Origin of the sequence: Arthrobacter sp. 9MFCol3.1, from assembly GCF_000620385.1 — a bacterium.
Taxonomy (GTDB): Bacteria; Actinomycetota; Actinomycetes; order Actinomycetales; family Micrococcaceae; genus Arthrobacter.
Genome location: NZ_JIBJ01000005.1, coordinates 224,160 through 249,808, shown reverse-complemented (window position 1 = coordinate 249,808; position 25,649 = coordinate 224,160). Strand labels below are relative to the sequence as shown.

The window sequence follows — 25,649 nt, the reverse complement described above, 5'->3', positions numbered from 1 at the left end:
TCAGCTGCAAGCTGTCTGACCCAAACCGGCGCACTCATCCACTGCCACAATAACAATTAGTCTCAAGTCTAACACGGACGGGTCCCAGCCCTTAATCGGCGGGCGGGAGGCGTCCTCCCGACGTCCGGCCCCTCCCCCATCGATTGCTCCGATAACGCCGTTCTGGGGCTCCAAAAGGGCGGCACCTCAGCAGTCGATCGTTGAATGGGGTCAAACGGAAGGGCCCCGCCCCCGCTCCGCAGAAATGCGGAGTGGTGACGGGGCCCGACGTCGAGCTAGCGGCTAGCGGAAGTCGCTGCCGAGATCGTAGTCATCCAGCGGGATGGCGTGGAACTCGGGAGCTCCGTCGCCGCCCAGGCTGTCGTAGGAGAAGTCACTGAATGCGCTGGGGCCGGTGAACAGGTTGGCCTTTGCTTCTTCAGTGGGTTCCACCGTGACCTCGGTGTAGCGCGGGAGACCCGTGCCGGCCGGGATGAGCTTACCGATGATGACGTTTTCCTTGAGGCCGAGCAGCGGATCGCTCTTGCCTTCCATGGCCGCCTGCGTCAGGACGCGGGTGGTCTCCTGGAAGGAAGCTGCGGACAGCCAGGACTCGGTCGCCAGGGACGCCTTGGTGATGCCCATGAGCTCGGGACGGCCGGATGCCGGCGTCTTGCCCTCGGACACAACACGGCGGTTGGCCTCTTCGAAACGGCTGCGTTCGGCGAGCTCGCCGGGCAGCAGATCCGATTCGCCGGACTCGATGACCGTGACGCGGCGCAGCATCTGGCGGACGATAACCTCGACGTGCTTGTCGTGGATACCGATGCCCTGGCTGCGGTACACGCCCTGGACTTCGTCCACCAGGAACTTCTGCGCGGCACGGGGACCCATGATGCGCAGCACCTGCTTGGGGTCGACCGGGCCGTTGATGAGCTTCTGGCCAACGCTGACGTGATCGCCGTCTTCGATGAGAAGACGTGAACGGCGCAGCACCGGGTAGGCGATCTCTTCAGATCCGTCATCCGGGGTGATGACCAGGCGCATCTGGCGCTCGGACTCTTCGATGGTGATGCGGCCGGCTGCTTCAGCAATCGGTGCGACACCCTTCGGAGTACGGGCTTCGAAGAGCTCCTGGATACGGGGCAGACCCTGGGTGATGTCGTCGCCGCCGCTGGCGGAAACAGCACCACCGGTGTGGAACGTACGCATGGTCAGCTGGGTACCCGGCTCACCGATGGACTGTGCGGCAATGATGCCCACGGCCTCACCGATGTCGACGGTCTTGCCAGTGGCCAGCGAACGGCCGTAGCACAGGGCGCAGGTGCCGACGCTGGACTCACAGGTGAGTACGGAGCGGACCTTGACCTCGGTGATGCCGGCTGCGAACAGTTCGGCAATGACGACGTCACCGCAGTCGGTGCCGGCAGCTGCCAGGACCTTGCCCTTGGAGTCGACGACGTCGACGGCCAGGGTGCGGGCGTAGGCGCTGTTCTCGACGTTCTCGTCCAGGACGAGGACGCCGTTGGCGTCGGCCACCGCGATGGCGGTCATCAGGCCGCGCTCGGTACCGCAGTCCTCCTCGCGGACAATGACGTCCTGCGAAACGTCCACCAGACGACGGGTCAGGTAACCCGAGTTGGCGGTACGCAGGGCGGTGTCGGCCAGACCCTTACGGGCACCGTGCGTGGCGATGAAGTATTCCAGCACCGAGAGGCCCTCACGGTAGGAGGACTTAATCGGACGCGGGATGATTTCACCCTTAGGGTTGGCCACCAGGCCACGGATACCCGCGATCTGACGGACCTGCATCCAGTTACCACGGGCACCGGAGGACACCATGCGGTTGATGGTGTTCATCGGGGACAGGCTGTCACGCATCGCCTGGGCGATCTCGTTCGTTGCCTTGTTCCAGATCTCGATCAGTTCCTGGCGACGCTCGTCGTCGTCGATCAGGCCCTTGTCGTACTGGCCCTGGATCTTGGCGGCCATGGTCTCGTAACCGGCGAGGATCCGCGGCTTGTCCGTGGGCACCTCGATGTCGGAGATGGCAACGGTCACGCCGGACCGGGTGGCCCAGTAGAAACCGGCATCCTTCAGGTTGTCCAGCGTTGCCGCCGTGATCACCTTCGGGTAGCGCTCGGCGAGGTCGTTGACGATCCGGGACAGCTCGCCCTTGTCGGCAACATCCTCAACCCACGGGTAATCCGCGGGCAGCGTCTGGTTGAAGATGACCTGGCCGAGGGAGGTCTCGACCAATGCGGTCTGACCGGGCTCCCAGCCCTCCGGGGCTTCCCAGCCGGCGTAGGGCACGAAGCCCTCGAGGCGGATCTTGACCTTGGAGTTCAGGTGCAGCTCGTGGAGGTCGTAGGCCATGATGGCTTCCGCGACCGAGGAGAAGATCCGGCCTTCGCCAGCTGAACCGACACGCTTGGTGGTCAGGTGGTAGAGACCGATGATCATATCCTGCGACGGCAGGGTCACCGGGCGGCCGTCAGACGGCTTCAGGATGTTGTTCGAGGAGAGCATCAGGATGCGGGCCTCGGCCTGGGCTTCGGGGCTCAGCGGCAGGTGGACTGCCATCTGGTCGCCGTCGAAGTCGGCGTTGAAGGCGCCACAAACCAGCGGGTGCAGCTGGATTGCCTTGCCTTCAACAAGCTGCGGCTCGAACGCCTGGATGCCGAGGCGGTGCAGGGTAGGTGCACGGTTCAGCAGCACGGGGTGCTCGGTGATGATCTCTTCGAGGACGTCCCAGACCTGCGGACGGTAACGCTCCACCATGCGCTTGGCCGACTTGATGTTCTGGGCGTGGTTGAGGTCAACCAGGCGCTTCATCACGAACGGCTTGAAGAGCTCCAAGGCCATCTGCTTGGGCAGACCACACTGGTGCAGCTTCAGCTGCGGGCCGACGACAATGACCGAACGGCCGGAGTAGTCGACGCGCTTGCCGAGGAGGTTCTGGCGGAAACGGCCCTGCTTGCCCTTGAGCATGTCGCTCAGGGACTTCAGCGGACGGTTGCCCGGTCCGGTGACCGGACGGCCGCGGCGGCCGTTGTCGAAGAGGCTGTCAACAGCTTCCTGAAGCATGCGCTTCTCGTTGTTGACGATGATCTCCGGAGCACCGAGGTCAAGCAGGCGCTTGAGGCGGTTGTTGCGGTTGATCACGCGGCGGTAGAGGTCGTTGAGGTCGGAGGTCGCGAAGCGGCCACCGTCCAGCTGGACCATCGGGCGCAGTTCCGGCGGGATCACCGGGACGGCGTCCAGCACCATGCCGAGCGGGCTGTTGTTGGTCGTCAGGAACGCGTTGACCACCTTGAGCCGCTTCAGGGCGCGGGTCTTGCGCTGGCCCTTGCCGTTGGCGATGATGTCGCGCAGCATGTCCGACTCGGCCTGCATGTCGAAGTTCTCAAGACGCTTCTTGATGGCCTCGGCACCCATGGAGCCTTCGAAGTACATGCCGTAGCGGTCGCGCAGTTCGCGGTACAGGCCTTCGTCACCTTCGAGGTCTGCGACCTTGAGGTTCTTGAAGCGGTCCCAGACCTGCTCGAGGCGCTCGATTTCGGCGTCGGCGCGCTTGCGGACGTTCGCCATCTGGCGGTCAGCGGAGTCGCGGGCCTTCTTCTTGTCGGCAGCCTTCGCGCCTTCGCCTTCGAGACGGGCAAGCTCGTTCTCGAGGTCGCGGGCGATCGTGGCGATGTCCGAGTCGCGGTTGTCGATCAGCTGCTTCTTCTCGATGTCGTGCTCAACCTGGAGGTTGGGCAGTTCTTCGTGGCGGCTGTCGGCGTCGACGCTCGTGATCATGTAGGCGGCGAAGTAAATGACCTTTTCGAGGTCCTTCGGTGCCAGGTCAAGGAGGTAGCCCAGACGGGAGGGAACACCCTTGAAGTACCAGATATGCGTGACCGGGGCGGCGAGCTCGATGTGGCCCATGCGCTCACGGCGGACCTTCGCACGGGTGACCTCAACGCCACACCGCTCGCAGATGATGCCCTTGAAGCGCACGCGCTTGTACTTACCGCAGTAGCATTCCCAGTCGCGGGACGGGCCGAAGATCTTCTCGCAGAAGAGGCCGTCCTTCTCGGGCTTGAGCGTGCGGTAGTTGATGGTTTCCGGCTTCTTAACCTCGCCGTACGACCAGCCACGGATGTCTTCCGCGGTGGCGAGGCCGATCTGCATGAGGCCGAAGGAGGATTCGCTGGACATATGGTCCCTGTTCTCTCTTGTTCTCTAAATTCTGAAGTCTTGGGTTACGGGAAGAGGGAGGTGGCGTTCGACGGCGAGTGGTGACCCGCCGTCGAACCCCGCCTGCTAAACCTCTTCTACGGAACTGGGCTCTGCACGAGACAGATCGATGCCCAGTTCTTCCGCAGCCGTGAAGACTGCGTCATCAGAGTCACGCATTTCAATTGTGGTTCCGTCCGTGGAAAGCACTTCCACGTTCAGGCACAGCGACTGCATTTCCTTGATCAAGACCTTGAAGGACTCAGGAACGCCCGGCTCGGGGATGTTCTCGCCCTTGACGATGGCTTCGTAGACCTTCACACGACCGTGGATATCATCCGACTTGATCGTCAGCAGTTCCTGGAGCGTGTACGCGGCGCCGTAAGCCTCGAGCGCCCAGACTTCCATTTCACCGAAGCGCTGGCCACCGAACTGTGCCTTACCACCCAGCGGCTGCTGCGTGATCATGGAGTACGGGCCGGTGGAGCGCGCGTGGATCTTGTCGTCCACCAGGTGGTGGAGCTTCAGGATGTACATGTAGCCGACCGAGATCGGATCCGGGAACGGCTCGCCGGAGCGGCCGTCGAACAGACGGGTCTTGCCGGAGGAGTTGATCAGGCGGTCGCCGTCGCGGGTGACGTTGGTGGAATCGAGCAGGCCCGTGATTTCTTCTTCACGCGCACCGTCGAAGACCGGCGTCGCCACAGTGGTCTGGCCACTCTCGCGCGGCAGGTTCGGCAGCTGCTTGACCCACTCGGGCTCGCCCTCGATCTTCCAGCCGGTCTTGGCAACCCAGCCGAGGTGCGTTTCCAGCACCTGGCCGACGTTCATGCGGCCCGGAACACCCAGCGGGTTCAGGACGATATCAACGGGGGTGCCGTCGGCAAGGAAGGGCATGTCCTCGATCGGAAGGATCTTGGAGATGACACCCTTGTTGCCGTGGCGGCCGGCGAGCTTGTCGCCGTCGGTGATCTTGCGCTTGGCAGCGACGTATACGCGCACCAGCTGGTTGACGCCCGGGGGCAGCTCGTCGTCGTTGTCGCGGTCGAAGACGCGGACACCGATCACGGTGCCGGACTCGCCGTGCGGCACCTTCAGGGAGGTGTCGCGCACTTCGCGGGACTTCTCACCAAAGATGGCGCGCAGCAGGCGCTCTTCCGGGGTCAGTTCGGTCTCGCCCTTGGGGGTGACCTTACCGACCAGGATGTCGCCGGCCTCAACCTCGGCACCGATGTGGATGATGCCGCGCTCGTCCAGGCCTGCCAGGACTTCCTCAGACACGTTGGGGATGTCACGGGTGATTTCCTCGGCACCAAGCTTGGTGTCGCGGGCATCGATCTCGTGCTCCTCGATGTGGATGGAGGACAGGACGTCCTCGGCCACGATGCGCTGGGACAGGATGATGGCATCCTCGAAGTTGTGGCCTTCCCATGACATGAATGCCACGAGCAGGTTCTTACCCAGGGCGAGCTCGCCCTGGTCCGTTGCCGGGCCGTCAGCGATGATGCCGCCGACCTCCAGGCGCTGGCCTTCGTTCACCAGGACACGGTGGTTGTAGCAGTTGCCCTGGTTGGAGCGGGCGAACTTGTTGATGCGGTAGTTGGTTTCCGTACCGTCGTCGTTGAGCATGATGACCAGCTCAGCGGAGACCTCGGTAACCACACCGGCCTTCTTCGCGATGACAACGTCACCGGCGTCGACGGCTGCGGCGCGCTCCATGCCGGTACCGACGAACGGTGCCTCGGAACGGACCAGCGGCACGGCCTGGCGCTGCATGTTGGCACCCATGAGTGCACGGTTGGCATCGTCATGCTCGAGGAACGGGATCAGGGCGGTAGCCACGGACACCATCTGGCGCGGGGAAACGTCCATGAACTCGACGTCGGCGGCGGGAACCAGCACGGGCTCGCCTCCACCACCGCGGGCACGGACCAGGACGGTCTCTTCCGCGAAACGCTTGTTCTCGTCCAGCGGTGCGTTGGCCTGTGCGATCAGGACCTCGGCTTCGTCGTCGGCCGTGAGGTACTTGACCTCATCGGAGACGACACCCTCGGCGACAAGGCGGTACGGGGTTTCGATGAAACCGAACGGGTTGATGCGTCCGTAGGAAGCCAGCGAACCGATCAGACCAATGTTCGGGCCTTCAGGAGTTTCGATGGGGCACATACGTCCGTAGTGGGACGGGTGCACGTCACGAACTTCCATGCCGGCACGGTCACGGGACAGACCACCCGGGCCAAGCGCGGACAGGCGGCGCTTGTGGGTCAGACCCGAGAGCGGGTTGTTCTGGTCCATGAACTGGGACAGCTGGGAGGTTCCGAAGAACTCCTTGATGGCTGCCACGACGGGACGGATGTTGATCAGGGTCTGCGGCGTGATGGCCTCGACGTCCTGGGTTGTCATACGTTCGCGGACAACGCGCTCCATGCGGGACAGGCCGGTGCGGACCTGGTTCTCGATGAGCTCGCCGACGGCGCGGATGCGGCGGTTGCCGAAGTGGTCGATGTCATCGATCTCGACGCGGAGCTCGTGGTCCTGGCCGTCGCGCTTGCCCATGAGGGTCTTCTCACCGGCGTGCAGCGCAACCAGGAACTTGATCATGGCCACAATGTCTTCAACGTGCAGGACCGAAGCTTCCTTGTCGCCAAGGGAGCGGTCAATGCCAAGCTTGCGGTTGATCTTGTAACGGCCGACCTTGGCCAGATCGTAGCGCTTGGAGTTGAAGTACAGGTTGTCCAGCAGGGACTGGGCAGCCTCAACCGTGGGCGGCTCGCCCGGTCGCAGCTTCCGGTAGATGTCCAGCAACGCGTCTTCGCGGGTCTCGGTGGCGTCCTTCTCCAGCGTGGCGCGCATGGAGTCGTACTGGCCGAATTCCTCGAGGATCTGGCCTTCGGTCCAGCCGAGGGCCTTCAGCAGCACGGTGACGGACTGCTTGCGCTTGCGGTCAAGACGGACGCCGACCTGGTCGCGCTTGTCGATTTCGAGCTCGAACCAGGCGCCGCGGGAGGGGATGATCTTCGCGGTGAAGATGTCCTTGTCGCTGGTCTTGTCGGCGGTGCGCTCAAAGTAGGCGCCCGGCGAGCGGACCAGCTGGGAGACGACGACACGCTCGGTGCCGTTGACGACGAAGGTGCCCTTCTCGGTCATCAGCGGGAAGTCACCCATGAACACGGTCTGCTGCTTGATTTCGCCCGTGTTGTTGTTCATGAACTCGGCCTTGACGTACAGCGGAGCCGAGTACGTTGCGTCCCGGTCCTTGCACTCAGCCATGGTGTATTTGGGGTCAGCGAACTCCGGCTCGGAGAAGCTCAGGGACATAGTGCCCTGGAAGTCTTCGATCGGGGAGATCTCTTCGAAGATGTCGGACAGACCCGAGGAGGTGGCGACGCTGAGGTCGCCTTCTTCGACGGCCTTCGCAACGCGCGCCTGCCAGCGTTCGTTTCCGACCAGCCAGTCAAAGCTGTCGGTTTGCAGGGCGAGCAGATTCGGAACATCAAGGGGTTCGTGAATCTTTGCGAATGAGAGCCGGCGGGTTGCACCGTCGGTGCTGTCGGCATTGATAGCGGTAGCGTTGTTTACATTAGAGGTGCTCGAGGCGACCAAGAGGGATCCTTCCACAGACCTTCAGGCGTTGTCAGATCTCCCCCGTTATGCACTCTGCAGAATGACTCCGCAGCGCTACCAGTCCGGTTCCGCTATATGACCCGGGACCCGCACTGTCCATGGCTGGTGCACGTGGTAGACGGCACATTGATGGAACAGCTGTCAGGCTAAGCCCACCGCTATATGAAGGCTGAAGGTAAACAGGGAAGACGCAAATATCTACGATACGGCAAAGCAACCTACTTGTCTACCCCACTTCCGGCGGGATTGCAAGCACGAACTTTCGGCGGAATTTTCCCGGCCTCCTCGCGGCGGCGGCCTCCACCCTGGCGAATGGATAGGTGACGGGGCTCACGATAACGTAGATATAAGTCGAAGTAGATCGGAAGAAAACACCATGAGCAATCCTGCAGACAACAACGATGTTGTCATTCTCGCCGCCGCCCGCACCCCCCAGGGGCGCCTGAACGGGCAGCTGGCCAGCTTCACCGCCGTCGAGCTCGGCACGCACGCCATCCGCGCGGCCCTGGCCGCCAGCGGCGTCAAGGCCGACCAGGTGGACAGCGTGATCATCGGCCAGGTCCTGCAGGCCGGAGTGGGCCAGAACCCTGCGCGCCAGAGCGCTATCGGTGCCGGCATCGGCTGGAACGTGCCGACGGTGACCATCAACAAGGTCTGCCTCTCCGGTCTTACAGCCGTGATCGACGCCGCCCGGATGATCCGCAGCGGGGACGCCACGGTGGTGGTCGCCGGCGGCCAGGAGTCCATGACCCGCGCACCGCACGTGCTGCCCGGCTCCCGGCAGGGCTGGGCGTACGGTACGGTCCAGGCACTCGACGTGGCCGCGCACGACGGCCTGACCGACGCCTTCGACGGGCAGTCCATGGGACTGTCGACCGAGAGCAAGAACCTGACCCTCGGCATCGACCGGGCCTCCCAGGACGAGGTGGCGGCCCAGTCGCACCAGCGTGCCGCCCGGGCCGCGAAGGACGGCGTCTTCGACGGCGAGATCGCCGCGATGAGCGTCAAGCAGCGCAAGGGCGATCCGATCGCCGTCACCTCTGACGAAGGCATCCGGCCGGACACGACCGTCGAATCTCTGGCCAGTCTGCGCGCGGCGTTCGTCACGGACGGAACCATTACCGCCGGCAACTCCTCTCCCCTGTCCGACGGCGCTGCTGCCCTGGTGCTGAGCAGCCGGAAGTTCGCCGAGGACAACGGCCTCGAGTACCTCGCGGTGGTCGGCAAGCCGGGCCAGGTCGCCGGGCCGGACAACTCGCTGCATTCCCAGCCGTCGAACGCCATCAAGAACGCCCTGGACAAGGCCGGCTGGTCCGCCGCGGACCTCGATTTCATCGAAATCAACGAGGCTTTCGGTTCCGTCGCGGTGCAGTCCCTGAAGGACCTCAACTACCCGCTGGAGCAGTGCAACATCCATGGCGGAGCCATCGCCCTGGGCCACCCGATCGGGGCTTCCGGGGCCCGGCTTGCCCTGCACGCGGCCCACGAACTCAAGCGCCGGGGTACCGGCAAGGCGGCCGTTTCCCTGTGCGGCGGCGGCGGCCAGGGCGAGGCGCTGCTGCTGTACCGCGACTAAAACCGGCAACCGGCCCGGGCCGGCGGGAACACCCGGCCCCCGGGCCGGGAACACGGGGCGGACCGGGAAACCCACCAGGAGTCAGGAAGGTTTGACGCGATGCCAGAGCAGAAAACGGCCAACGGCCGCGAGCGGTTCCTTGCCGACGCCGCGGCGCGCGGGCTGCACGTCGAGATCGTAGAACGCCTCACCGCCCGCAGCCTTGAGGAGGCGGCCGGCATCCTCGGGATCCGGCCCGCGGATATCGTGAAGTCGCTCGTGGTCAAGCACAAGGACGGCAGTTTCCTGTTCGCTTTGGTCCCCGGCGACCGGCAGATTTCCTGGCCCAAGCTGCGGGCGCTGCTGGGCGTCAACAAGCTCTCGCTGCCGGCGGCGGATACCGCCTTCGAGGCCACCGGGTACGAGCGCGGGACCATCACACCGCTTGGCAGCATCCGCCCTTGGCCGGTCTACGCCGACCAGACCATCATGGGCCGGCGGATCTCCATGGGCGCCGGGGAGCATGGCTACAGCGCGTTCGTGGACGCGGACGCCCTGACGGCGGCGCTGGGCGCCGTCGTCGCCGACATCACCGAACCCAACTAGCCCGCCCGGGTTAAAAGCAACGCGGGGTCACTTCGCGCCCATCCGGACGGTCGGGATGGGCGCGAAGTGACCCCGCGTTGCCGTTTTAACCGGGTGTCAGGCGGTGACCGTCAGCGGCGCCCCGTTGACGGTGAGCCGCCAGTTGGCCTGGCTGAACACGGCGACGTCCAGGGTGCCGCGGTCCACTACGTAGTCGATGATGCGCTGCCGGATCTCCTGCTGGCTGTTCGAGAGCACCGGGGCGCTCTTCACGGCCGGGAAGTTGCCTCCGCCGCTCTGCCGGTAGTTGTTGATGGCCAGGGCGAATTCCTGCTCGGGCCGCAACGCCTGGCCGCCGTAGCTGAGGTTGGCGATCCGGTCCCCCACCGGCCGGGCAAGGTCGATCTCGTAGTTCAGCGGCGCGTCGAGTCCGTAAACGACGTCGTAGTTATAGTCGGGCGTGCCGTTCGGGGCCACGGCCGTCACGGCATTGGTGACGTCCTGGGCCCTGGCCGTGGTGCCCGCCACCGGCTTGAAGTACTGCGCGGACCACTCCAGGTAGGCCTTGACCTGCGCTCCGGTGACCTTGATGGCGAGCAGCGTGTTGTCGAAGATGTACAGCCCCGCGACATCGCGGATGGTCAGCGGTCCGGCTTTGACGTCGACGGCACGGGAGAAGGCCGCCGCAATGGACAGGACGGGCAGCCCGGCCGCCGGACCGTTGGCGAGCTCGGCCTTGATGGTGCTGGCCTGGACGTAATTGATGGCGTCAATCGCGGCAGAGTCCTCCCAGCAGGCGGTGGCCGTGCTCAGCGGCGCCGTCGAGGTCCCGATCACCTCGTTGACGTAGCGCACCGTGGCGTCGTGCCCGGCCTCGACGGCCCGGACGACGGCGGGATCGGCGTCGGCGGTCTTGGCGTCCAATAGGTGCGAATGCGCCGCGGTGACCGTCCACCGCCCCTTGTCCCTGGCGAGCTCGAGGTCCATGACGGAGACGCGCATGCCCCACTTGAGCGGCTCGGTCAGTAGCACCTGCCTGCCCGTCTCCTTGTTCGTGACGAAGCGCTCGGGGATCTCCAGGTGGGCGTGCCCGACCAGGATGGCGTCGATGCCGGGGACTTCCTCGGCAAGCTGGGTGGATGCGTTCTCGGGGAAGGGCAAGGCGTCGCCGTAGGAGGATCCGGGGGTTGCCCCCGAATGGCTCGTGACGATCACGACGTCGGCCCCGGCCGCCTTGACCTGCGGGATGACAGTCCGGGCCTCTTCGACGATGCCGTTGAAGTCGAGCTTGCCCTGGACGTTGTCGCGGTCCCAGAGCGCGCAGCCCGGCGTCACAAAGCCGACCAGGCCGACCGTCAGCCAGCCGCTGCCGGTCTTGACCCGCTTCAGGACGTAGGGGGTGAAGGCGCGCCCGCCCGTCACGGCGTCGTGGACGTTGGCGCCCAGCAGGGGGAAGTCCAGTTGCCGCTCCCAAGTCCGCAGCAGTCCAATGCCGTAGTTGAACTCGTGGTTGCCCAGCCCCACGGCGTCGTAGCCGATCGCGTTCATGGCCAGCGCCATGGGGTGTTTCACGGTTGCCGAGGCGGGGTTGATCTTGGCGAAGTAGTAGGCCAGGGGTGTGCCCTGGATGGTGTCCCCGGCGTCGATGGTCAGCGTGTTGGCCGCGCCGCGTTCGGCCCGCATGGCGTTGATCAGCGTCGCGGCCTGGGCGATCCCGATCCTGTTCCCGGCGGCATCGGCATAGGGCGCGTTCTTGAAGTAGTCCCAGTTGAAGACGTTGTTGTGCAGGTCCGTGGTGCCGAGCACCGTCAGGGTGAACGGCTTCTTTGTGTTTGCCTGGCCGGGGGCGGCCTGTGCCGCCGGGGCTCCGGCCAGCGCGGCGGCGGCGGCTCCGCCGCCCACAAGGGCTGCCGCGAGCATGGCGCGGCGGGAAGGGGAAGTGATTGGGTCCGTCATTGTGGGTGAACTCCTGGACGTTGGGGGCCGGTGGGCACAAATCCAAAGTCTAGGGTCGCGCCGTCAAGTGCGACAGGGGTATCAGAAAAACTTTGCCCAATCCTTGGTTACAGTTCACCGGCGGCCGTTTCCGGCGCGCCCACTACGCTGTCCGGCCGCAGAACGCAGGAAACCCCGCCCACTGAGTGGACGGGGTTTCCTTCGAGCAGTGCGGACCGCGATTGATCCGGACGGCGGGAATTACTTGAGGGTAACGCGGGCGCCAGCTTCTTCGAGCTGAGCCTTTGCCTTCTCGGCAGCTTCCTTGGTGGCGCCTTCGAGAACAGCCTTGGGTGCGCTGTCAACCAGGTCCTTGGCTTCCTTGAGGCCCAGGGAGGTGATGGCGCGAACTTCCTTGATCACTGCGATCTTCTTGTCGCCAGCAGCTTCGAGGATGACGTCGAAGTCAGTCTTCTCTTCAGCTTCTTCAGCAGCACCGGCAGCGGGGCCGGCAACGGCAACAGCGGCAGCGGTAACTTCGAAAGTCTCTTCGAAGAGCTTGACGAACTCGGAGAGCTCGATGATGGTCAGTTCCTTGAAAGCTTCAATGAGCTCTTCGTTGGTGAGCTTCGCCATGGTGTGGCGTCCTTCCTATAGTGGTGCCCGGCGGGCCTGAGGCTCGCTGTCGCACCGGAGTCTTATGGAGAAGAGGACTAGTTCTCTTCGGGGGCTGCGGCTTCGGCCGGTGCTTCGGCCTCGGCTGCTGCATCTGCTGCGGGAGCTTCTTCAGCGGCGGGTGCTTCGGCTGCTGCCGGGGCACCGTTCTCTTCTTCAAGCTTGAGGCGCAGTGCGTCGATGATGCGTGCAGCGGCGGCGGCAGGAGCCTTGAGGATCCCTGCAACCTTGGCGAGCTGCAGCTCACGGGACTCGAGTGCTGCCAGGGCAGCAACTTCGCTGGCGTTCAGTGCCTTGCCCTCGAAGTAACCGGTCTTGATGACCAGCTGCTTGTTGGCCTTGGCAAAATCCGTCAGGCTCTTGGCAGCTGCAACTGCGTCACCCTTGATGAACGCGATTGCAGTGGGGCCGGCGAGCTGACCGTCGAATGCTTCGACACCAGCTTCCTTGGCTGCAATGGCGGTCAGGGTGTTCTTGACGACCGAGAACTTGGTTTCCTGGCCGAGAGAGACACGCAGCTGCTTGAGCTGTGCAACGGTGAGCCCGCGGTATTCGGTCAGGACAGCGGCGTTCGATTCCTTGAAATCGTTAGTGATCTCAGCTACTGCTGAAACCTTGCTAGGCGTTGCCATAACCCTCCTTCCGGGGATAGTGCCGGTATGTCCGGGTCCCCGCTCAAAAGAGCTAAAACTAAAAAACGCCCCGCGCAGATGCACGGGGCTTGTCTCGACGCGGTCCATGACCGCGGAGCTTTGCTTCGTTCACCTGCGCCGGCCGCCCTATGTTCAGGGTCCTTCGTCCGGAAATCCACTGCGCTCTCCCGGCGCGACTGCAGAAGTGAGTCTTGCTTGGGAGAGTGGATTTCCAACAACCGACGGTCTTTGGTCCTCCAAGCTTACGGGACGCGGCGCGCGTGTTCCAAATCGGCGGCCGGACGACGCCCGTCGGACAGGGGTCGGGCAGGGGTCGCGGTGGAATTCGGCCCGGAGCCTCAGCTGACGGCTGGTCCGAAGTTGGGGAGTTCCTTTTGCCAGAGACCCGTCACGCCCGCCGTCGTGAAGCCGAGCTGCTGGTTGACCTTCAGGAGGTAGCGGTTCTCCGGGGCGTTCCATGTGTACAGGACACGGGCGTCCGGAAACTGCTCGCTGAGCCGTTCCATGTTGGCGACCTTGATCAGCAGCCCGAGCTTGTTGCCGCGGTGTTCCTGCAGGACCACGGTGTCGTCCTGGAAGACGACGTCCGGGCGCAGTGCCAGGACACTGATGGTGGTCAGGCCCACGAGCGTCCCGCTGGCGATGTGCTCGACGGCGGTGACCACCGTCCGGCGGCCCTGGGCAATGGTGACTTCCTCCGCTTCCCGGAGGATGCCGCCGTCGAACACCATCTCCTGGGCATCCGGCCCCGGCACTTCGTCCTCGCCTGCCTGGTTTTCCAGGGCGGCGACGGCCTCGAGCCACTGGTCAGGACACCGGTCCGTCCAGTGGTGCAGACGGTAGCGGCCGGCATTGGCTTCCTCGGCCTCGGCCTCAAGGTCGGCGACGAGTTTGGTGTCCAGCGGCAACGCGCAGGAGCTGAACTGTTCGATGTGCTGCAGGGTGTAGCCGGTGTGGCGGGCAAATTCCACGTCACGGCTGCCCAACGGGACGAACCCGACACCGCTGCCGGGCACGAGCTGTTCGGCCTCAGGGTCCGTCAGGGTTGATCCCGGGTGGTTGGTGTCGATCAGGATCGTGTGGCGGCCCTCGTCCCGGGCGAAATGTTCGGCGGCCTCCAGCAGCTGCCTCCCCACGCCCTGGCGCCGGAATTCGGGCAGGATGTCGAGCGTAAATTCGGCGAGATCGAGGTTGTCCACGAGCGGCAGGGCGATGTCCGCCGTCCCGACAATCACGCCGTCGATCTTGGCGACGAGGATCACCTGGCGTTCGTAGGGGTCCGCCATCTCAAGAAGCTTTTCTTGTGGCGCGTAGGCGAGGTCGTCGGTGCCCCAGGTCTGCATCCGGACCCTGCGCCCCACCTCGATGGCGGCGAGAAAGTCGGCGGCATCGGGCGCGTCAAGGGAATCGGGGATCCACAGCTGCTCAATCCGTACATCGTTTGCCATAGAGGGCATCTTCCCAGCCGTCGTGCCACCCACCCTCGGTACGGCCCGGCTCAAGCCGGGCTTTCAACCGCCAGCATATGCCGGTTTGGGCCGCTGTTCCATTGGTGACGCCGGGCAGTTTCGTCGCGCCCGGCGTGCGGCCCCCGCGGGGTGCGGAGGGGCTGGGTTTGATGAGGCTGACCGGGTGGGGCGCCGGGCTTGGCTGGCAGGGCGTCCGCGGGACATGCCCAACCCTGATCGTGAGCGATGGACATCATGCCTTGATGCCCCATCGTCAGGGCAACGAATGAGCATGTCCCCCAAAGCTGAAGGCAAAGAATGAGCATGCCCCGAAGCTTCGCCTGAAAAATGAGCATGCTCCGCATGATGGCCGACGGAGAGCGGACATGCCCGGCCCTGATCGCGAGCGATGGACATCATGCCTTGATGCCCCTTTGTCAGGGCGACAAATGAGCATGTCCCCCAAGCTGCGCGTGACGAACGAGCATGTCCCTAGAACGTGCGGAGCAGCATGCCAGCCCCCAACGTCAGTCCCGGGGTATCAGTTCCCGGCTGCGCCCGCGGCGGCAGCGGTCCGCTGCCACTCGCCGTCGTAGCCCGCCGGCTTGAAGCCCAGCGCGATGTTGATGCCGAGCATGTGATCGTTTTCGGCCGCGTTATAGGTCAGGACGCGCCGGACTGCGGGGTACGCCTCCCGCAGCAGGCGCAGGTTGCGGATCTTGATGAGCATGCCAAGCCGGTGGCCGCGGTGGCCCACCGCGACCAGGGTGTCGTCCTGGTTGGCCAGCCATGGCTTGTCGGCTGTTGTCTGCAGGACGGTATAGGCGGCCAGTTCACCGCTGGACCGGTGCCGTGCCGCCACCACGAGGGATGACTGGCCGGCCCGCCGCCAGGTGTCCTCGACGTGGCGGACCCGGGCGACGTCCCAGATTTCCGGTTCGTAGCTCAGCGCTCCGGAGGGGGCATCGGTGCTCATCCGGGACATCAGCACCGCGAGCTGGGCGGCATGTTCCTCCGGGCAGGAATCGGTCCAGTGCAGCAGTTCGTAGTCCGCCGAGCGGGCCAGGGCGTCCCGTTCCAGGGCGTCGAGGTCCGCAGCGGGCGGGACGTCGAGCGCACTAAACCGTTCGACCTGTTCCAGGCGGTAGCCGGCTTTTCCGGCGAAACGGACTCCCGGCGCGCCGGCGGGCAGCGCCCCGGTCCCCGTGGCGGGCCTAATGAGGTTGGGGCCATCGACGTCGAAATCGGCCGGGTGCTCGGTGAAGGTCTGCAGGATTGTCCGCCCATCGGCGGCGGCCAGCGCCTCGGCGTGCTCCAGCAGTGCCCGGCCGATCCCCCGCCCGGCGAACGCATCCAGGACGCTCACGTGCAGCAGCGCACTGCCCAGGTTCTCCTGCAGTTCGCAGCGGACCCAGGAGTTGGCCGCCATGCGTCCGTCGACGCGGACGAAGAAGAGCCGCAGCCGGGAGTACGCAGTGTCCCGCCAGTACTGCAGGCGGGCCGCCGCGGACGATGCCCGGTCCAGGTTGCCCCAGGTCTGCAGGATGAGCTCATCGCAGAGGCCCATGAATTCGAGGAACTCCGCCGTGTCAGCGGCATCGGGGTCAGCGGGATCAAGGCCGGCGGGCAGGGAGAGTTCCTCGATGAGGTACGACGGCGTAGTCACCGGGACAGCCTAACCGGCAAGTCCGGCGGCTCCAAGGGTCCCGGACGCCCGGGATTCCCGGACTCCCGGGGTCCCCGGGCGTCCGGCGTCCCCGGGGCAGGACGGCGAAAGGCCGCCCCGCAGTTGCGGGACGGCCTTTCGCTGGAACCGGCGACGCCAGCGTGGCTGACGGAACCGTTGATCCGTGGATCCGTGGATCCGTTGATCCGGTGAGGACTAGACCTCGGTCAGGACCTTGGTGACGTTGGGGTCAACCGAGATGCCCGGGCCGAACGTGGTGGCCACGGTGGCCTTCTGGATGTAGCGGCCCTTGGAAGCGGACGGCTTGAGGCGAAGAACCTCTTCCAGTGCGGCTGCGTAGTTCTCGGCCAGCTTGATGGCGTCGAACGAAACCTTGCCGATGATGAAGTGCAGGTTCGAGTGCTTGTCGACGCGGAAGTCGATCTTGCCGCCCTTGATGTCGTTGACGGCCTTGGCGACGTCAGCGGTCACGGTGCCGGTCTTCGGGTTCGGCATCAGGTTACGCGGACCCAGGACCTTGCCGAGGCGGCCAACCTTGCCCATGAGGTCAGGGGTGGCGACGGCGGCGTCGAAGTCGGTCCAGCCGCCGGCGATCTTTTCGATCAGGTCATCGGAACCAACGAAGTCGGCGCCGGCTGCGATTGCAGCCTCAGCCTTGTCGCCCGTTGCGAAGACGAGGACGCGGGCGACCTTACCGGTGCCGTGCGGCAGGTTGACGGTGCCGCGGACCATCTGGTCGGCCTTACGCGGGTCAACGCCGAGGCGGAAAGCGACCTCAACGGTGGCGTCGAACTTGGACGGGTTGGTGTCCTTGGCGAGCGTCACTGCCTCGAACGGCGCGTAGAACTTCTCCGCGTCGATCTTGGCCGCGGCTGCCTCATATGCTTTGCTGCGCTTTGCCATGCTGCTTATTTCTCCTTGTGCAGTTGTGGTCTGCGGACCGCGCTGGGCCCTGCCACAGGCGGCATTCCGGCTGGTGTAGCCGTTCCGGAATTCCGCTTTTCATTGTTTAGGTGGTGCCGGCTGGCCGGCGGTGCTGACGGCGTCGTGACCGGTTTCCCGATCCCGGCGCATCAGCGGTGGGGAATTAACCCTCGACGGTGATACCCATGGAGCGGGCGGTGCCGGCGATGATCTTCGCTGCGCCTTCGAGGCTGGTGGCGTTGAGGTCTTCCATCTTGGTGGTGGCGATCTCGTTGACCTGGGCCTGGGTCAGCTTGGCAACCTTGACGGTGTGCGGGGTAGCCGAACCCTTGGCGACGCCTGCAGCCTTCTTGATGAGCTCTGCAGCCGGCGGGGTCTTGGTGATGAACGTGAAGGAACGGTCTTCGTAGACCGTGATCTCCACGGGGATAACGTTGCCGCGCTGGGCTTCCGTCGCAGCGTTGTACGCCTTGCAGAATTCCATGATGTTGACACCGTGCTGGCCAAGCGCAGGACCGATCGGCGGGGCCGGGTTAGCGGCACCTGCCTGGATCTGCAGCTTGATGAGGCCGGTGACCTTCTTCTTGGGAGCCAATGTAGGTCCTTCTCTCAAATACGTCCTGGGGCACAGGAGCGTGCCTCAGGTTGGTGGCCGCCATGGCGAGGCGGCCGGCCGCCCCGTGGCTGCTAAGCGGGCAGCCCGGGGCGAATTCTTGTAGTCCAGCTGGAACTTACGGTTCAGCTAGATCTTGCTGACCTGGTTGAACGCCAGGGTGACCGGAGTCTCGCGTTCGAAGATGGACACCAGGACCACGAGGGTCTGGGAATCGATCTTGATCTCGGAGATCGTGGCGGGGAGGGTCTCGAACGGGCCTTCCTTGACGATGACCGACTCGCCAACCTCGAAGTCGACGTCGACCTGGGCGGCGGCGTGCTTGACCGGCTTGCCCTTCTCGGCCTGCTCTTCTTCGAAGACAGGCGCGAGCATGGAGAAGACCTCATCGAGGCGCAGCGGGACCGGGTTGTGGGCGTTGCCCACGAAGCCGGTGACACCGGGAGTGTGGCGGACGGCGCCCCAGGAAGCGTCCGTCAGGTCCATGCGGACCAGGACGTAGCCGGGGATGCGGACGCGGTTGATGACCTTGCGCTGAGCGTTCTTGATCTCAACGACTTCCTCCATCGGAACCTGGATTTCGAAGATGTAATCTTCCATGTCCAGGGTCTGGATGCGGGTCTCAAGGTTGGCCTTGACGCGGTTCTCGTAGCCTGCGTAGGAGTGGATGACGTACCAGTCACCCTCCTGGCGGCGCAGCTTGGCCTTGAACTCGTCGGCGGGGTCGACGTCGGCCTTGGCGGCCGCCGCTGCCAGCACGTCGGCGTCGTCAGCGTCAGCCTCATCAGCGTCGGTGTCGTCAGCGTCGCCTGCTTCTGCGTCGTCTGCCGCTTCTTCCGTGGCTACGGCCTCGTCAGTGACGTCGGATTCGGGCGCAGCAGACACAGCCTCGGATTCTTCCGCGGCTTCCACCGCGGCGTCCTGGCTCTTATCCAGCTCAGTCTCAGTTACCTCGAGCTCCTGCTCAGACACTTGGTCTCCTGCTTCCTCATTGCCTAACATGCCTATTTAAATGACTCAATTCCGCACACCCCGTGGAATCTCCGGTTTCCCGGGGAATCCACGCAGTCTGCGGACCGGTCGCCTTAGCTGTCCGTGGGGGCGCTGCCGCCGAAGACCCAGCTGACCGCGGTCCCAAAGGCCAGGTCCAGCAAGGTGACGATCACCATCATGATGGTCACGAACACCAGTACCACGAGTGTGTAGTTGATCAGTTCTTTACGGGTCGGTGCGACGACCTTCTTCAGTTCGCCAATGACCTGGCGGATGAAGATCGCGATACGAGCGAAGAAGCCGGGCTTGGCGGCATTCTTGGCGGGGCGGCCTTTGGAGCTGCTGGCAGCTGTTTCGGTCACCTGGTCCTCACTCATCCTCGCAATGATCGGATACCCGGCTCTGAACTGAACCATGGTTGCTGCGCTGGTTCCGGATGATCCGGAACAGCATGCGCAGGGCAGACAGGACTCGAACCTGCAACCTGCGGTTTTGGAGACCGCTGCGCTACCAATTGCGCCACTACCCTTCGGGGAGAAAATTCGCTCCGGCCGACGCGTCCCACAGGCTTCCCTGAGGCGCAGGCCATCATCGTGTTTTCAACACCGGAGAACCAGTCTACGCAACAACTGCGCCTACGTCGAACCGGCCCTCTTCCGGACCCCCGCGTGCCTGCGAAAACCAACTGACAGCCGCCAGTCACATTCGGGTTCAGGCACCCCGGGGGATCCGCTGAACAGCATAGAGTAGATTTCGTCGAATCCCATATCCAGCCTTCCAGCTGCCAGCGAAGAACGGACCCGCCCATGTCTGCTGCCCGCATTTCCCAGCGCATTTCCGCCATAGCCGAATCCGCCACTCTGGCCGTCGATGCCAAGGCGAAGGCGCTGAAGGCAGCCGGCCGGCCGGTCATCGGCTTCGGTGCCGGGGAACCCGATTTCCCGACCCCCGGCTATATTGTGCAGGCCGCCATCGAGGCCGCCAGCCAGCCGAAGTACCACCGCTACTCCCCCGCCGGCGGGCTTCCCGAGCTGAAGCAGGCCATCGCGGACAAAACCTTCCGGGATTCCGGGTACCAGGCGGCGGCGTCCCAGGTGCTGGTGACCAACGGCGGCAAGCAGGCCGTCTACAACACCTTCGCCACCCTGCTGGATCCGGGCGACGAGGTCATTGTTCCCACCCCGTTTTGGACCACCTACCCGGAGGCCATCCGGCTGGCCGGCGGCGTGCCGGTGGAGGTCTTCGCGGGCCCGGAGCAGGGCTACCTGGTCACCGTGGACCAGCTGGAAGCGGCCCTGACCGAGCGCACCAAGATCCTGCTCTTCGTTTCCCCGTCCAACCCCACCGGCGCCGTGTACTCGCCGGAGCAGGTCAGGGAGATCGGCCAGTGGGCAGCGTCCAAGGGCCTCTGGGTTGTCACAGACGAGATCTACGAGCACCTGACCTACGACGGCGTGCCGTTCACCTCGATCGCCACCGCAGTTCCCGAGCTGGGCGACAAGGTGGTCATCCTCAACGGCGTCGCCAAGACCTATGCCATGACCGGCTGGCGTGTGGGCTGGATGATCGGGCCCGCGGACGTCATCAAGGCCGCAACCAACCTGCAGTCGCACGCGACCTCGAACGTCTCCAACATCCCCCAGGTCGCCGCCCTCGCGGCAGTGTCCGGGCCGCTGACCGCCGTCGATGAGATGAAGGTGGCCTTTGACCGCCGCCGCAAGGCGATCGTCGCGGGCCTGAACGCAATCGACGGCGTTGACTGCCCGACGCCGAAGGGCGCCTTCTACGTGTACGCGGACGTCCGCGCGCTGCTGGGCAAGGAGTTCCCGTCCGCGAACGGTCCGGTGCGGCCGGCCACCTCTGCCGAACTCGCGGCGCTGATCCTTGACGAGGTCGAAGTGGCCGTGGTTCCCGGCGAAGCGTTCGGCCCGTCCGGCTACCTGCGCCTGTCCTACGCGCTCGGCGACGACGACCTGGCCACGGGCGTCGGCCGCCTGCAGGACTTCCTCGGCAAGGCCATATAGGACGCTCCCTCACTTTTCGCAGAAAAAACCCAGACGCTCCCTCACCCGTGCAGGTTCACGGGTGAGGGAGCGTTTGTCCTCCCGCCACCGAAACTGAGGGAGCGTTTGTACTCCCGCACCGAAACTGAGGGAACGTCCATCATCCCGCCACCGAAACTGAGGGAGCGTTCGTCGTTCGGCCACCGGAACTGAGGGAGCGTTCGGGCGGGTTTAAAGCAGGCGGCGCTCGGCGGCCCAGCGGGTCAGCTCGTGGCGGCTGGAAAGCTGAAGCTTGCGGAGCACGGCCGAGACGTGGGTTTCAACGGTCTTGATCGAGATGAACAGTTCCTTGGCCACTTCCTTGTAGCTGTAGCCGCGGGCGATAAGGCGCATCACTTCGAGCTCCCGTGCCGAGAGCTTGTCGAGCTCGTCGTCGGCGATGTCCGCGGGGGCCGTGCCGAACGCGTCCAGGACGAAGCCCGCGAGCCGGGGTGAGAAGACGGCGTCGCCGCCGGCCACGCGGCGGACGGCGCCGCTGATCTCCGCGCCGGAAATTGACTTGGTGACATAGCCGCGTGCGCCGGCCCGGATCACGGACACCACGTCTTCCGCTGCGTCGGAGACGCTCAGGGCCAGGAACCGCGTGGCGCCCAGCAGCGGCGCCGAGCCGGCCAGGACCTCGCGTCCGCCGCCACCCCGTCCGCCGGGAAGGTGGACGTCAAGCAGCACGACGTCGGGGCGCTGGACTGCGATGACGGCGATTGCCTCCTCCACGGTTCCGGCCTCCCCCGCGACGACGATGTCCGGGTCCAGGTCCGCTTTCAACCCGGAGCGGAAGATGGCGTGGTCGTCCACGATCACCACCCGGACCGGTGCAGGATTTCCCGGTGTCGGGCTTCCTGGCGCAGGGTTTCCTGATGCGGGGCTGGTCACGGTTTGGCCTCTCCGTTGGCGTTGTTGGCAGCGGCAGGTGCGGCGGCGGTGGCGGGCAGCCGGAGCCGCACCTCGGTACCGTCCGGGCTGCTGATGATGGCGGCGGTGCCGCCGTGGCGGTTCATCCGGCCGATGATCGATTCCCGGACGCCGAGCCGGTCCGGGGGAACGGAATCTGTGTCGAAGCCCGGTCCCCGGTCCTTGACGAAAACTTCCGCGGCGGCGTCGGTGACTTCCAGGTACACGGACACGGCGCCGCCGCCGTGCCGGGCGGCGTTCAGCATGGCCTCGCGGGATGCCTGGACGAGGGCCTCGTGGCGCTGGGACATGACGCAGTCCCCCACGCTGACCACCTCAACCGCGTGTCCCAGGGCGTCTTCAACCTCTGCGGCGGCGGCCTTGATGCCGTCGGACAGCTGGCCGGATTCCCTGTCGGCGTCCCGGTACAGCCAGCCCCGCAGTTCGCGCTCCTGCGCGCGGGCCAGCCTGATGACATCGTGCTCGTTGCCGGCACGGCGCTGGATCAGGGCGAGGGTCTGCAGCACGGAGTCATGGAGGTGGGCGGCGATCTCGGCACGCTCGGTGGCGCGGACCCGCCCCGCGCGCTCGGTTTCCAGGTCGCGCCAGAACTTCAGCCCCCATGGCAGCAGCACCAGGGCCACGCCGCCCAGCACGGCCACCGAGGCCAGGAGGGCGAGCCAGGTCTGCTCCCAGGACCCCGAGCCGGAAACCATAACCAGCACTCCGGCCACGACGAGGGCGAGCCCGGCCGCGAGGCGGGCCCAGCCGCCGGCCTGGTCCGCCTTGGTCTTGTCCACGAGCCCTGCCCGGCGGGTCTCGTCCAGTTGCATCCAGGCGATCGCGGCTCCGCCCAGGATGGCCGCGACCGGGATCAGGGTGCCCAGCGGCACGTCAACACCCAGGAGGCGTGCGATCAGGATCCCGGCGGCCAGCAGCAGGCCTGCGCCCAGCAGGATCTCCTTGCCGAACGGCATGCCGGAGAATTTGGTCCGCCAGGGCCCCGTCGGCCCTGTTGCGGGCGTGCCACGGGGATCAGGGGCTCCCGGCGCGTCGGGCCTGTTTGCGACGTCGGGGGTCTCCGGGAAGCTCACTGCCGGAGCGATGGGCGACGCAGGGCGGCGGGCGTTGCGCCGGGCGCTTTCATCCGCCGTGGGGACCATGATCCAGAGCCAGGCGTAGAAGGCCACACCGGCCCCGCCAGCGAGCGCAGCCACCACCATGCCGATCCTGACCATCCGCACCGGCCAGCCCAGGTGGTTGGCGAGGCCTGCGCACACGCCGGCAATCACGCGATCGCTGCTGCGGACCAGCGGCGGGCGGGCGGGCGCGGTTGTCATGGATCAATCCAAGCATGGATCGGGGTTCCCCGGACGCGTTTGAGGGCCCAACCCGGGGGCCACTCAGGGACCGTTCAGGGTGTTCCCCAGTAGAGCCCGGCGCCGGGAACGGGAAGGATCGAAGCATGAACCCGCACACTCCGCACCCCGATGAAGGCACGGCCTCCGCAGACCGGCCGGCCACGGATCGATCCCACCCGGAACGTCCAAACCCGGATCTTCCGGAACCGGAACTTCCAAACCCGGAACGTCCCGCCACGGATCTTCCGGCCCCAGAGCTTCCAGGCACGGGCCAGCCCGCGCCGGCCTTCTCCGGGCCGGGCGGCGCGCCGCCGGAGCCGCCGCCGCTTTACCCGCCCGGGGACCCGAATGGACCGTTGCCCGGCCGGCAAACCCAGAATTTCTTCGACTGGATCCGCAGCCAGGGCATCTACCGCGGACGCGACCGCTGGATCGGCGGCGTGGCCAGTGGCATAGCCCACCGGCTCGGCGTCGACCCGTTGATTATCCGCGGTGTCCTGATTGTCCTGACCGTCTTCGCCGGAGTTGGCGTGCTCGCCTACGGCCTGGCCTGGGCGTTGCTGCCTGAGCCTGACGGCCGCATTCACGTCCAGGAGGCCGCCGCGGGCCGGTGGACGGCCGGCATGACCGGCGCCCTCATCACCTCGGTCATCGGTTTCCCCAGCCTGGGCACCGGGGTCTGGGGCTGGGACCGCTTCGGCTTCGGCGCCTTCGTCTGGACCGTCTTCTGGGTGGGCGGCGCCATCTACCTCGTCTATTACCTGACCCAGCGCAACAAGATCCGGAACGGAGCCACTCCCATGTCCTCGCGTTACGACTCCGGCAGCCCGGCCGGCGGCGCGGCTTTCGTGGTCAACCCCCGCACCGACACCGGGCCGCAATCCGCAGGCAGCTTCCCGCAGGGCGGCGGCCAGGCATATGGCGACCCCGCTGACAGCTCTCGAGCCACCGGCGCCGGCCCGGACTGGGGTACGCCTCCGCCGTCAGGACCCCTAGCGTCCGGCCCCGTTCCCCCGGGCGGCTATGGCCCGGGGTCCGGCGCCACACCGCCCCCTCCGGCCGCGCGCAACCTTGGCCCCGGCACTCCGGCGGTGGCCATCACCGTCGGCTCCGCCCTCCTGGTGGGCGGCGGCATCAAGGCCCTCGACGCCGCCAACGTGATCGATCTCGGCGATGCCGGCAATGCGCTGGTCTGGGCCTTCGGCGCGGCCATCCTGGGTCTCGGGATCCTCGTCGCGGGGCTGCGGGGACGGACCTCCGGGATCCTGGGCTTCTTCGCGATCGTGGCCCTGCTGATCGGCGCGATCTTCAGCGTGGTCCCGCACGGGGACAGGTTCCGCTTCCAGAACGCCGATTGGACGCCCGCGAGCATTGAAGAGGCCCAAGGCGGCTTCGAGATCACCGGAGGCACCGGGACCGCCGACCTGACCAAGTTGGCGCTGAATCCGCCCCTGGGCTCCGACGTCGTAGTTCCGATCGACGCGACGGCCAGCAACCTCACCGTCGTCATCCCCACCACTGTCCCGGTGCACGTCCAGGCGGACATGACCATGGGCAACCTCCACGACGGCAACCAGGACCGCGGCGGCATCACGAAGCAGCAAAGTGACTACAACGCCTCGAAGCCGGGCGCCCGGCTGGTCCTGGAGATCTCCGGCACCGTCAGCAACGTGACCATCAAGGAAGGCAACTGACATGAGCATCTATGACGACTCGCGGCCGGCCGACGTCGGGCAGGACCCGGAAGCCGCGTCCCCCGCCCGGGTGGGCACAGTGGTCTGGGGACTGATAGTGGTGGCACTGGCCGCGCTGATCATCATTTCCGGGCTCGGCCTCGTGGCCCTGAACGGCACCTATGTGCTGATCGGCCTGATGATCGGGGCCGGGGCCGCCCTGGTCGTGGGCGGCCTGGTCTCGGCAGGCAGGCGTGACAATAAGTCGACTACAGGGAAGGCTTGACCCATGGATAAATTCTTCGACACCGTCCGGGGCCTCGGCCTGAAACGTGGTCCGCAGCGCTGGGTTGGCGGCGTCTGCGGCGGGATTGCCGCCAAACTGAACGTTGATGTGGCCTATGTCCGGATCGCCTACCTGCTCCTGAGCCTGCTCCCCGGGCCGGCGTTCGTGTTCTACGTCGCGGCCTGGCTCCTCCTCCCGGACCAGCGCAACGCAATCGTCCTCGAAAGCTTCCTCTCGAAGCGTTCCTCCCGGCCCTGACATCTGTCACAGGCCGACCGTCACAGGCCGACCGTCTGTGGCCGTCCCGGCCTGGCGGCTACCGGCGCCCGGCAGCCGCGCCGCACCACGAAAAGGTGCCCCCGCCTCCACGGCGGGGGCACCTTTTGTAACCGTTTGTGTCCTGCCCCACACCCGCCACTAGACTCTAGGGTGAGCTCAGCGTGGCGCTCTGCCTGTACCCCTTCAAACCAGGATTTGAGCCAA

General features: G+C 65.6%; 19 protein-coding genes and 1 tRNA gene. 6 read left to right on the top strand and 14 right to left on the bottom strand.

The features are described 5' to 3' along the window. Positions 1-282: 282 nt before the first annotated feature. Together C560_RS0106375 and rpoB are read right to left on the bottom strand one after the other, a co-directional pair. Positions 283-4,182, bottom strand: coding sequence for a DNA-directed RNA polymerase subunit beta' (locus C560_RS0106375; protein ID WP_018773657.1), 3,900 nt, complete (start codon positions 4,180-4,182; stop codon positions 283-285). Positions 4,183-4,287: 105 nt separating this feature from the next. Next, entirely contained in the window at positions 4,288-7,803 is a 3,516-nt protein-coding gene (rpoB, locus tag C560_RS0106370) for a DNA-directed RNA polymerase subunit beta (protein WP_018773656.1), read from the bottom strand. Positions 7,804-8,200: 397 nt separating this feature from the next. Here rpoB and C560_RS0106365 point away from each other — a divergent pair, with 397 nt between their 5' ends. Together C560_RS0106365 and C560_RS0106360 are read left to right on the top strand one after the other, a co-directional pair. After that, the gene (locus tag C560_RS0106365; protein ID WP_026537565.1) at positions 8,201-9,400 is read left to right on the top strand and encodes an acetyl-CoA C-acetyltransferase; all 1,200 of its coding nucleotides are present in this window, start codon (positions 8,201-8,203) and stop codon (positions 9,398-9,400) included. Between the two features lie 99 nt (positions 9,401-9,499). Then, positions 9,500-9,985: an aminoacyl-tRNA deacylase gene (locus C560_RS0106360; protein WP_026537564.1), complete on the top strand. Its 486-nt coding sequence runs from the start codon at positions 9,500-9,502 to the stop codon at positions 9,983-9,985. Positions 9,986-10,081: 96 nt separating this feature from the next. On the opposite strand, the gene C560_RS0106355 is transcribed toward C560_RS0106360, so the two are convergent. From C560_RS0106355 to C560_RS0106310, 10 genes are all read right to left on the bottom strand, one after another. Then, complete coding sequence (locus C560_RS0106355; RefSeq protein WP_026537563.1) at positions 10,082-11,920, bottom strand: bifunctional metallophosphatase/5'-nucleotidase; 1,839 nt, start codon at positions 11,918-11,920, stop codon at positions 10,082-10,084. A gap of 240 nt (positions 11,921-12,160) precedes the next feature. After that, the gene (gene rplL, locus C560_RS0106350; protein ID WP_018773652.1) at positions 12,161-12,535 is read right to left on the bottom strand and encodes a 50S ribosomal protein L7/L12; all 375 of its coding nucleotides are present in this window, start codon (positions 12,533-12,535) and stop codon (positions 12,161-12,163) included. A 77-nt stretch (positions 12,536-12,612) separates the two neighbouring features. Continuing rightward, positions 12,613-13,206, bottom strand: a complete 594-nt coding sequence (gene rplJ / locus C560_RS0106345; RefSeq protein WP_018773651.1) for a 50S ribosomal protein L10 — start codon at positions 13,204-13,206, stop codon at positions 12,613-12,615. 359 nt (positions 13,207-13,565) lie between these two features. Further along, positions 13,566-14,675, bottom strand: a complete 1,110-nt coding sequence (locus C560_RS0106340; protein ID WP_018773650.1) for a GNAT family N-acetyltransferase — start codon at positions 14,673-14,675, stop codon at positions 13,566-13,568. A 541-nt stretch (positions 14,676-15,216) separates the two neighbouring features. Continuing rightward, complete coding sequence (locus tag C560_RS0106335) at positions 15,217-16,341, bottom strand: GNAT family N-acetyltransferase (RefSeq protein WP_026537562.1); 1,125 nt, start codon at positions 16,339-16,341, stop codon at positions 15,217-15,219. A 216-nt stretch (positions 16,342-16,557) separates the two neighbouring features. Next, on the bottom strand, positions 16,558-17,265 hold the full coding sequence (rplA, locus tag C560_RS0106330) for a 50S ribosomal protein L1 (RefSeq protein ID WP_018773648.1): 708 nt from the start codon (positions 17,263-17,265) through the stop codon (positions 16,558-16,560). Between the two features lie 184 nt (positions 17,266-17,449). Next, the gene (rplK, locus tag C560_RS0106325; protein WP_018773647.1) at positions 17,450-17,881 is read right to left on the bottom strand and encodes a 50S ribosomal protein L11; all 432 of its coding nucleotides are present in this window, start codon (positions 17,879-17,881) and stop codon (positions 17,450-17,452) included. A 147-nt stretch (positions 17,882-18,028) separates the two neighbouring features. After that, complete coding sequence (nusG, locus tag C560_RS0106320; RefSeq protein ID WP_026537561.1) at positions 18,029-18,871, bottom strand: transcription termination/antitermination protein NusG; 843 nt, start codon at positions 18,869-18,871, stop codon at positions 18,029-18,031. 113 nt (positions 18,872-18,984) lie between these two features. Continuing rightward, a complete protein-coding gene (gene secE, locus C560_RS0106315; protein ID WP_026266472.1) occupies positions 18,985-19,269 on the bottom strand; it encodes a preprotein translocase subunit SecE in 285 nt (94 codons plus the stop codon). Positions 19,270-19,348: 79 nt separating this feature from the next. Continuing rightward, positions 19,349-19,421, bottom strand: a tRNA-Trp gene (locus C560_RS0106310). Positions 19,422-19,698: 277 nt separating this feature from the next. Here C560_RS0106310 and C560_RS0106305 point away from each other — a divergent pair. Further along, on the top strand, positions 19,699-20,916 hold the full coding sequence (locus C560_RS0106305; RefSeq protein ID WP_026537560.1) for a pyridoxal phosphate-dependent aminotransferase: 1,218 nt from the start codon (positions 19,699-19,701) through the stop codon (positions 20,914-20,916). 210 nt (positions 20,917-21,126) lie between these two features. Here the strand turns inward: C560_RS0106305 and C560_RS0106300 are convergent, their stop codons facing one another. Together C560_RS0106300 and C560_RS0106295 are read right to left on the bottom strand one after the other, a co-directional pair. After that, positions 21,127-21,759: a LuxR C-terminal-related transcriptional regulator gene (locus C560_RS0106300; RefSeq protein WP_026537559.1), complete on the bottom strand. Its 633-nt coding sequence runs from the start codon at positions 21,757-21,759 to the stop codon at positions 21,127-21,129. Between the two features lie 65 nt (positions 21,760-21,824). Continuing rightward, a complete protein-coding gene (locus C560_RS0106295; RefSeq protein WP_026537558.1) occupies positions 21,825-23,186 on the bottom strand; it encodes an ATP-binding protein in 1,362 nt (453 codons plus the stop codon). Positions 23,187-23,311: 125 nt separating this feature from the next. Between C560_RS0106295 and C560_RS0106290 the strand changes: the two genes are divergently transcribed. From C560_RS0106290 to C560_RS0106280, 3 genes are read left to right on the top strand one after another with little or no spacing between them, the layout of a single operon-like run. Further along, positions 23,312-24,901 carry a PspC domain-containing protein gene (locus C560_RS0106290; RefSeq protein ID WP_026537557.1) on the top strand — a complete coding sequence of 530 codons (1,590 nt, stop codon included), beginning with the start codon at positions 23,312-23,314 and terminating at the stop codon, positions 24,899-24,901. 1 nt (position 24,902) lies between these two features. Next, positions 24,903-25,166, top strand: a complete 264-nt coding sequence (locus tag C560_RS0106285) for a hypothetical protein (RefSeq protein WP_026537556.1) — start codon at positions 24,903-24,905, stop codon at positions 25,164-25,166. A gap of 3 nt (positions 25,167-25,169) precedes the next feature. Further along, positions 25,170-25,424, top strand: coding sequence for a PspC domain-containing protein (locus tag C560_RS0106280; protein WP_026537555.1), 255 nt, complete (start codon positions 25,170-25,172; stop codon positions 25,422-25,424). The last annotated feature ends 225 nt before the right edge of the window (positions 25,425-25,649 follow it).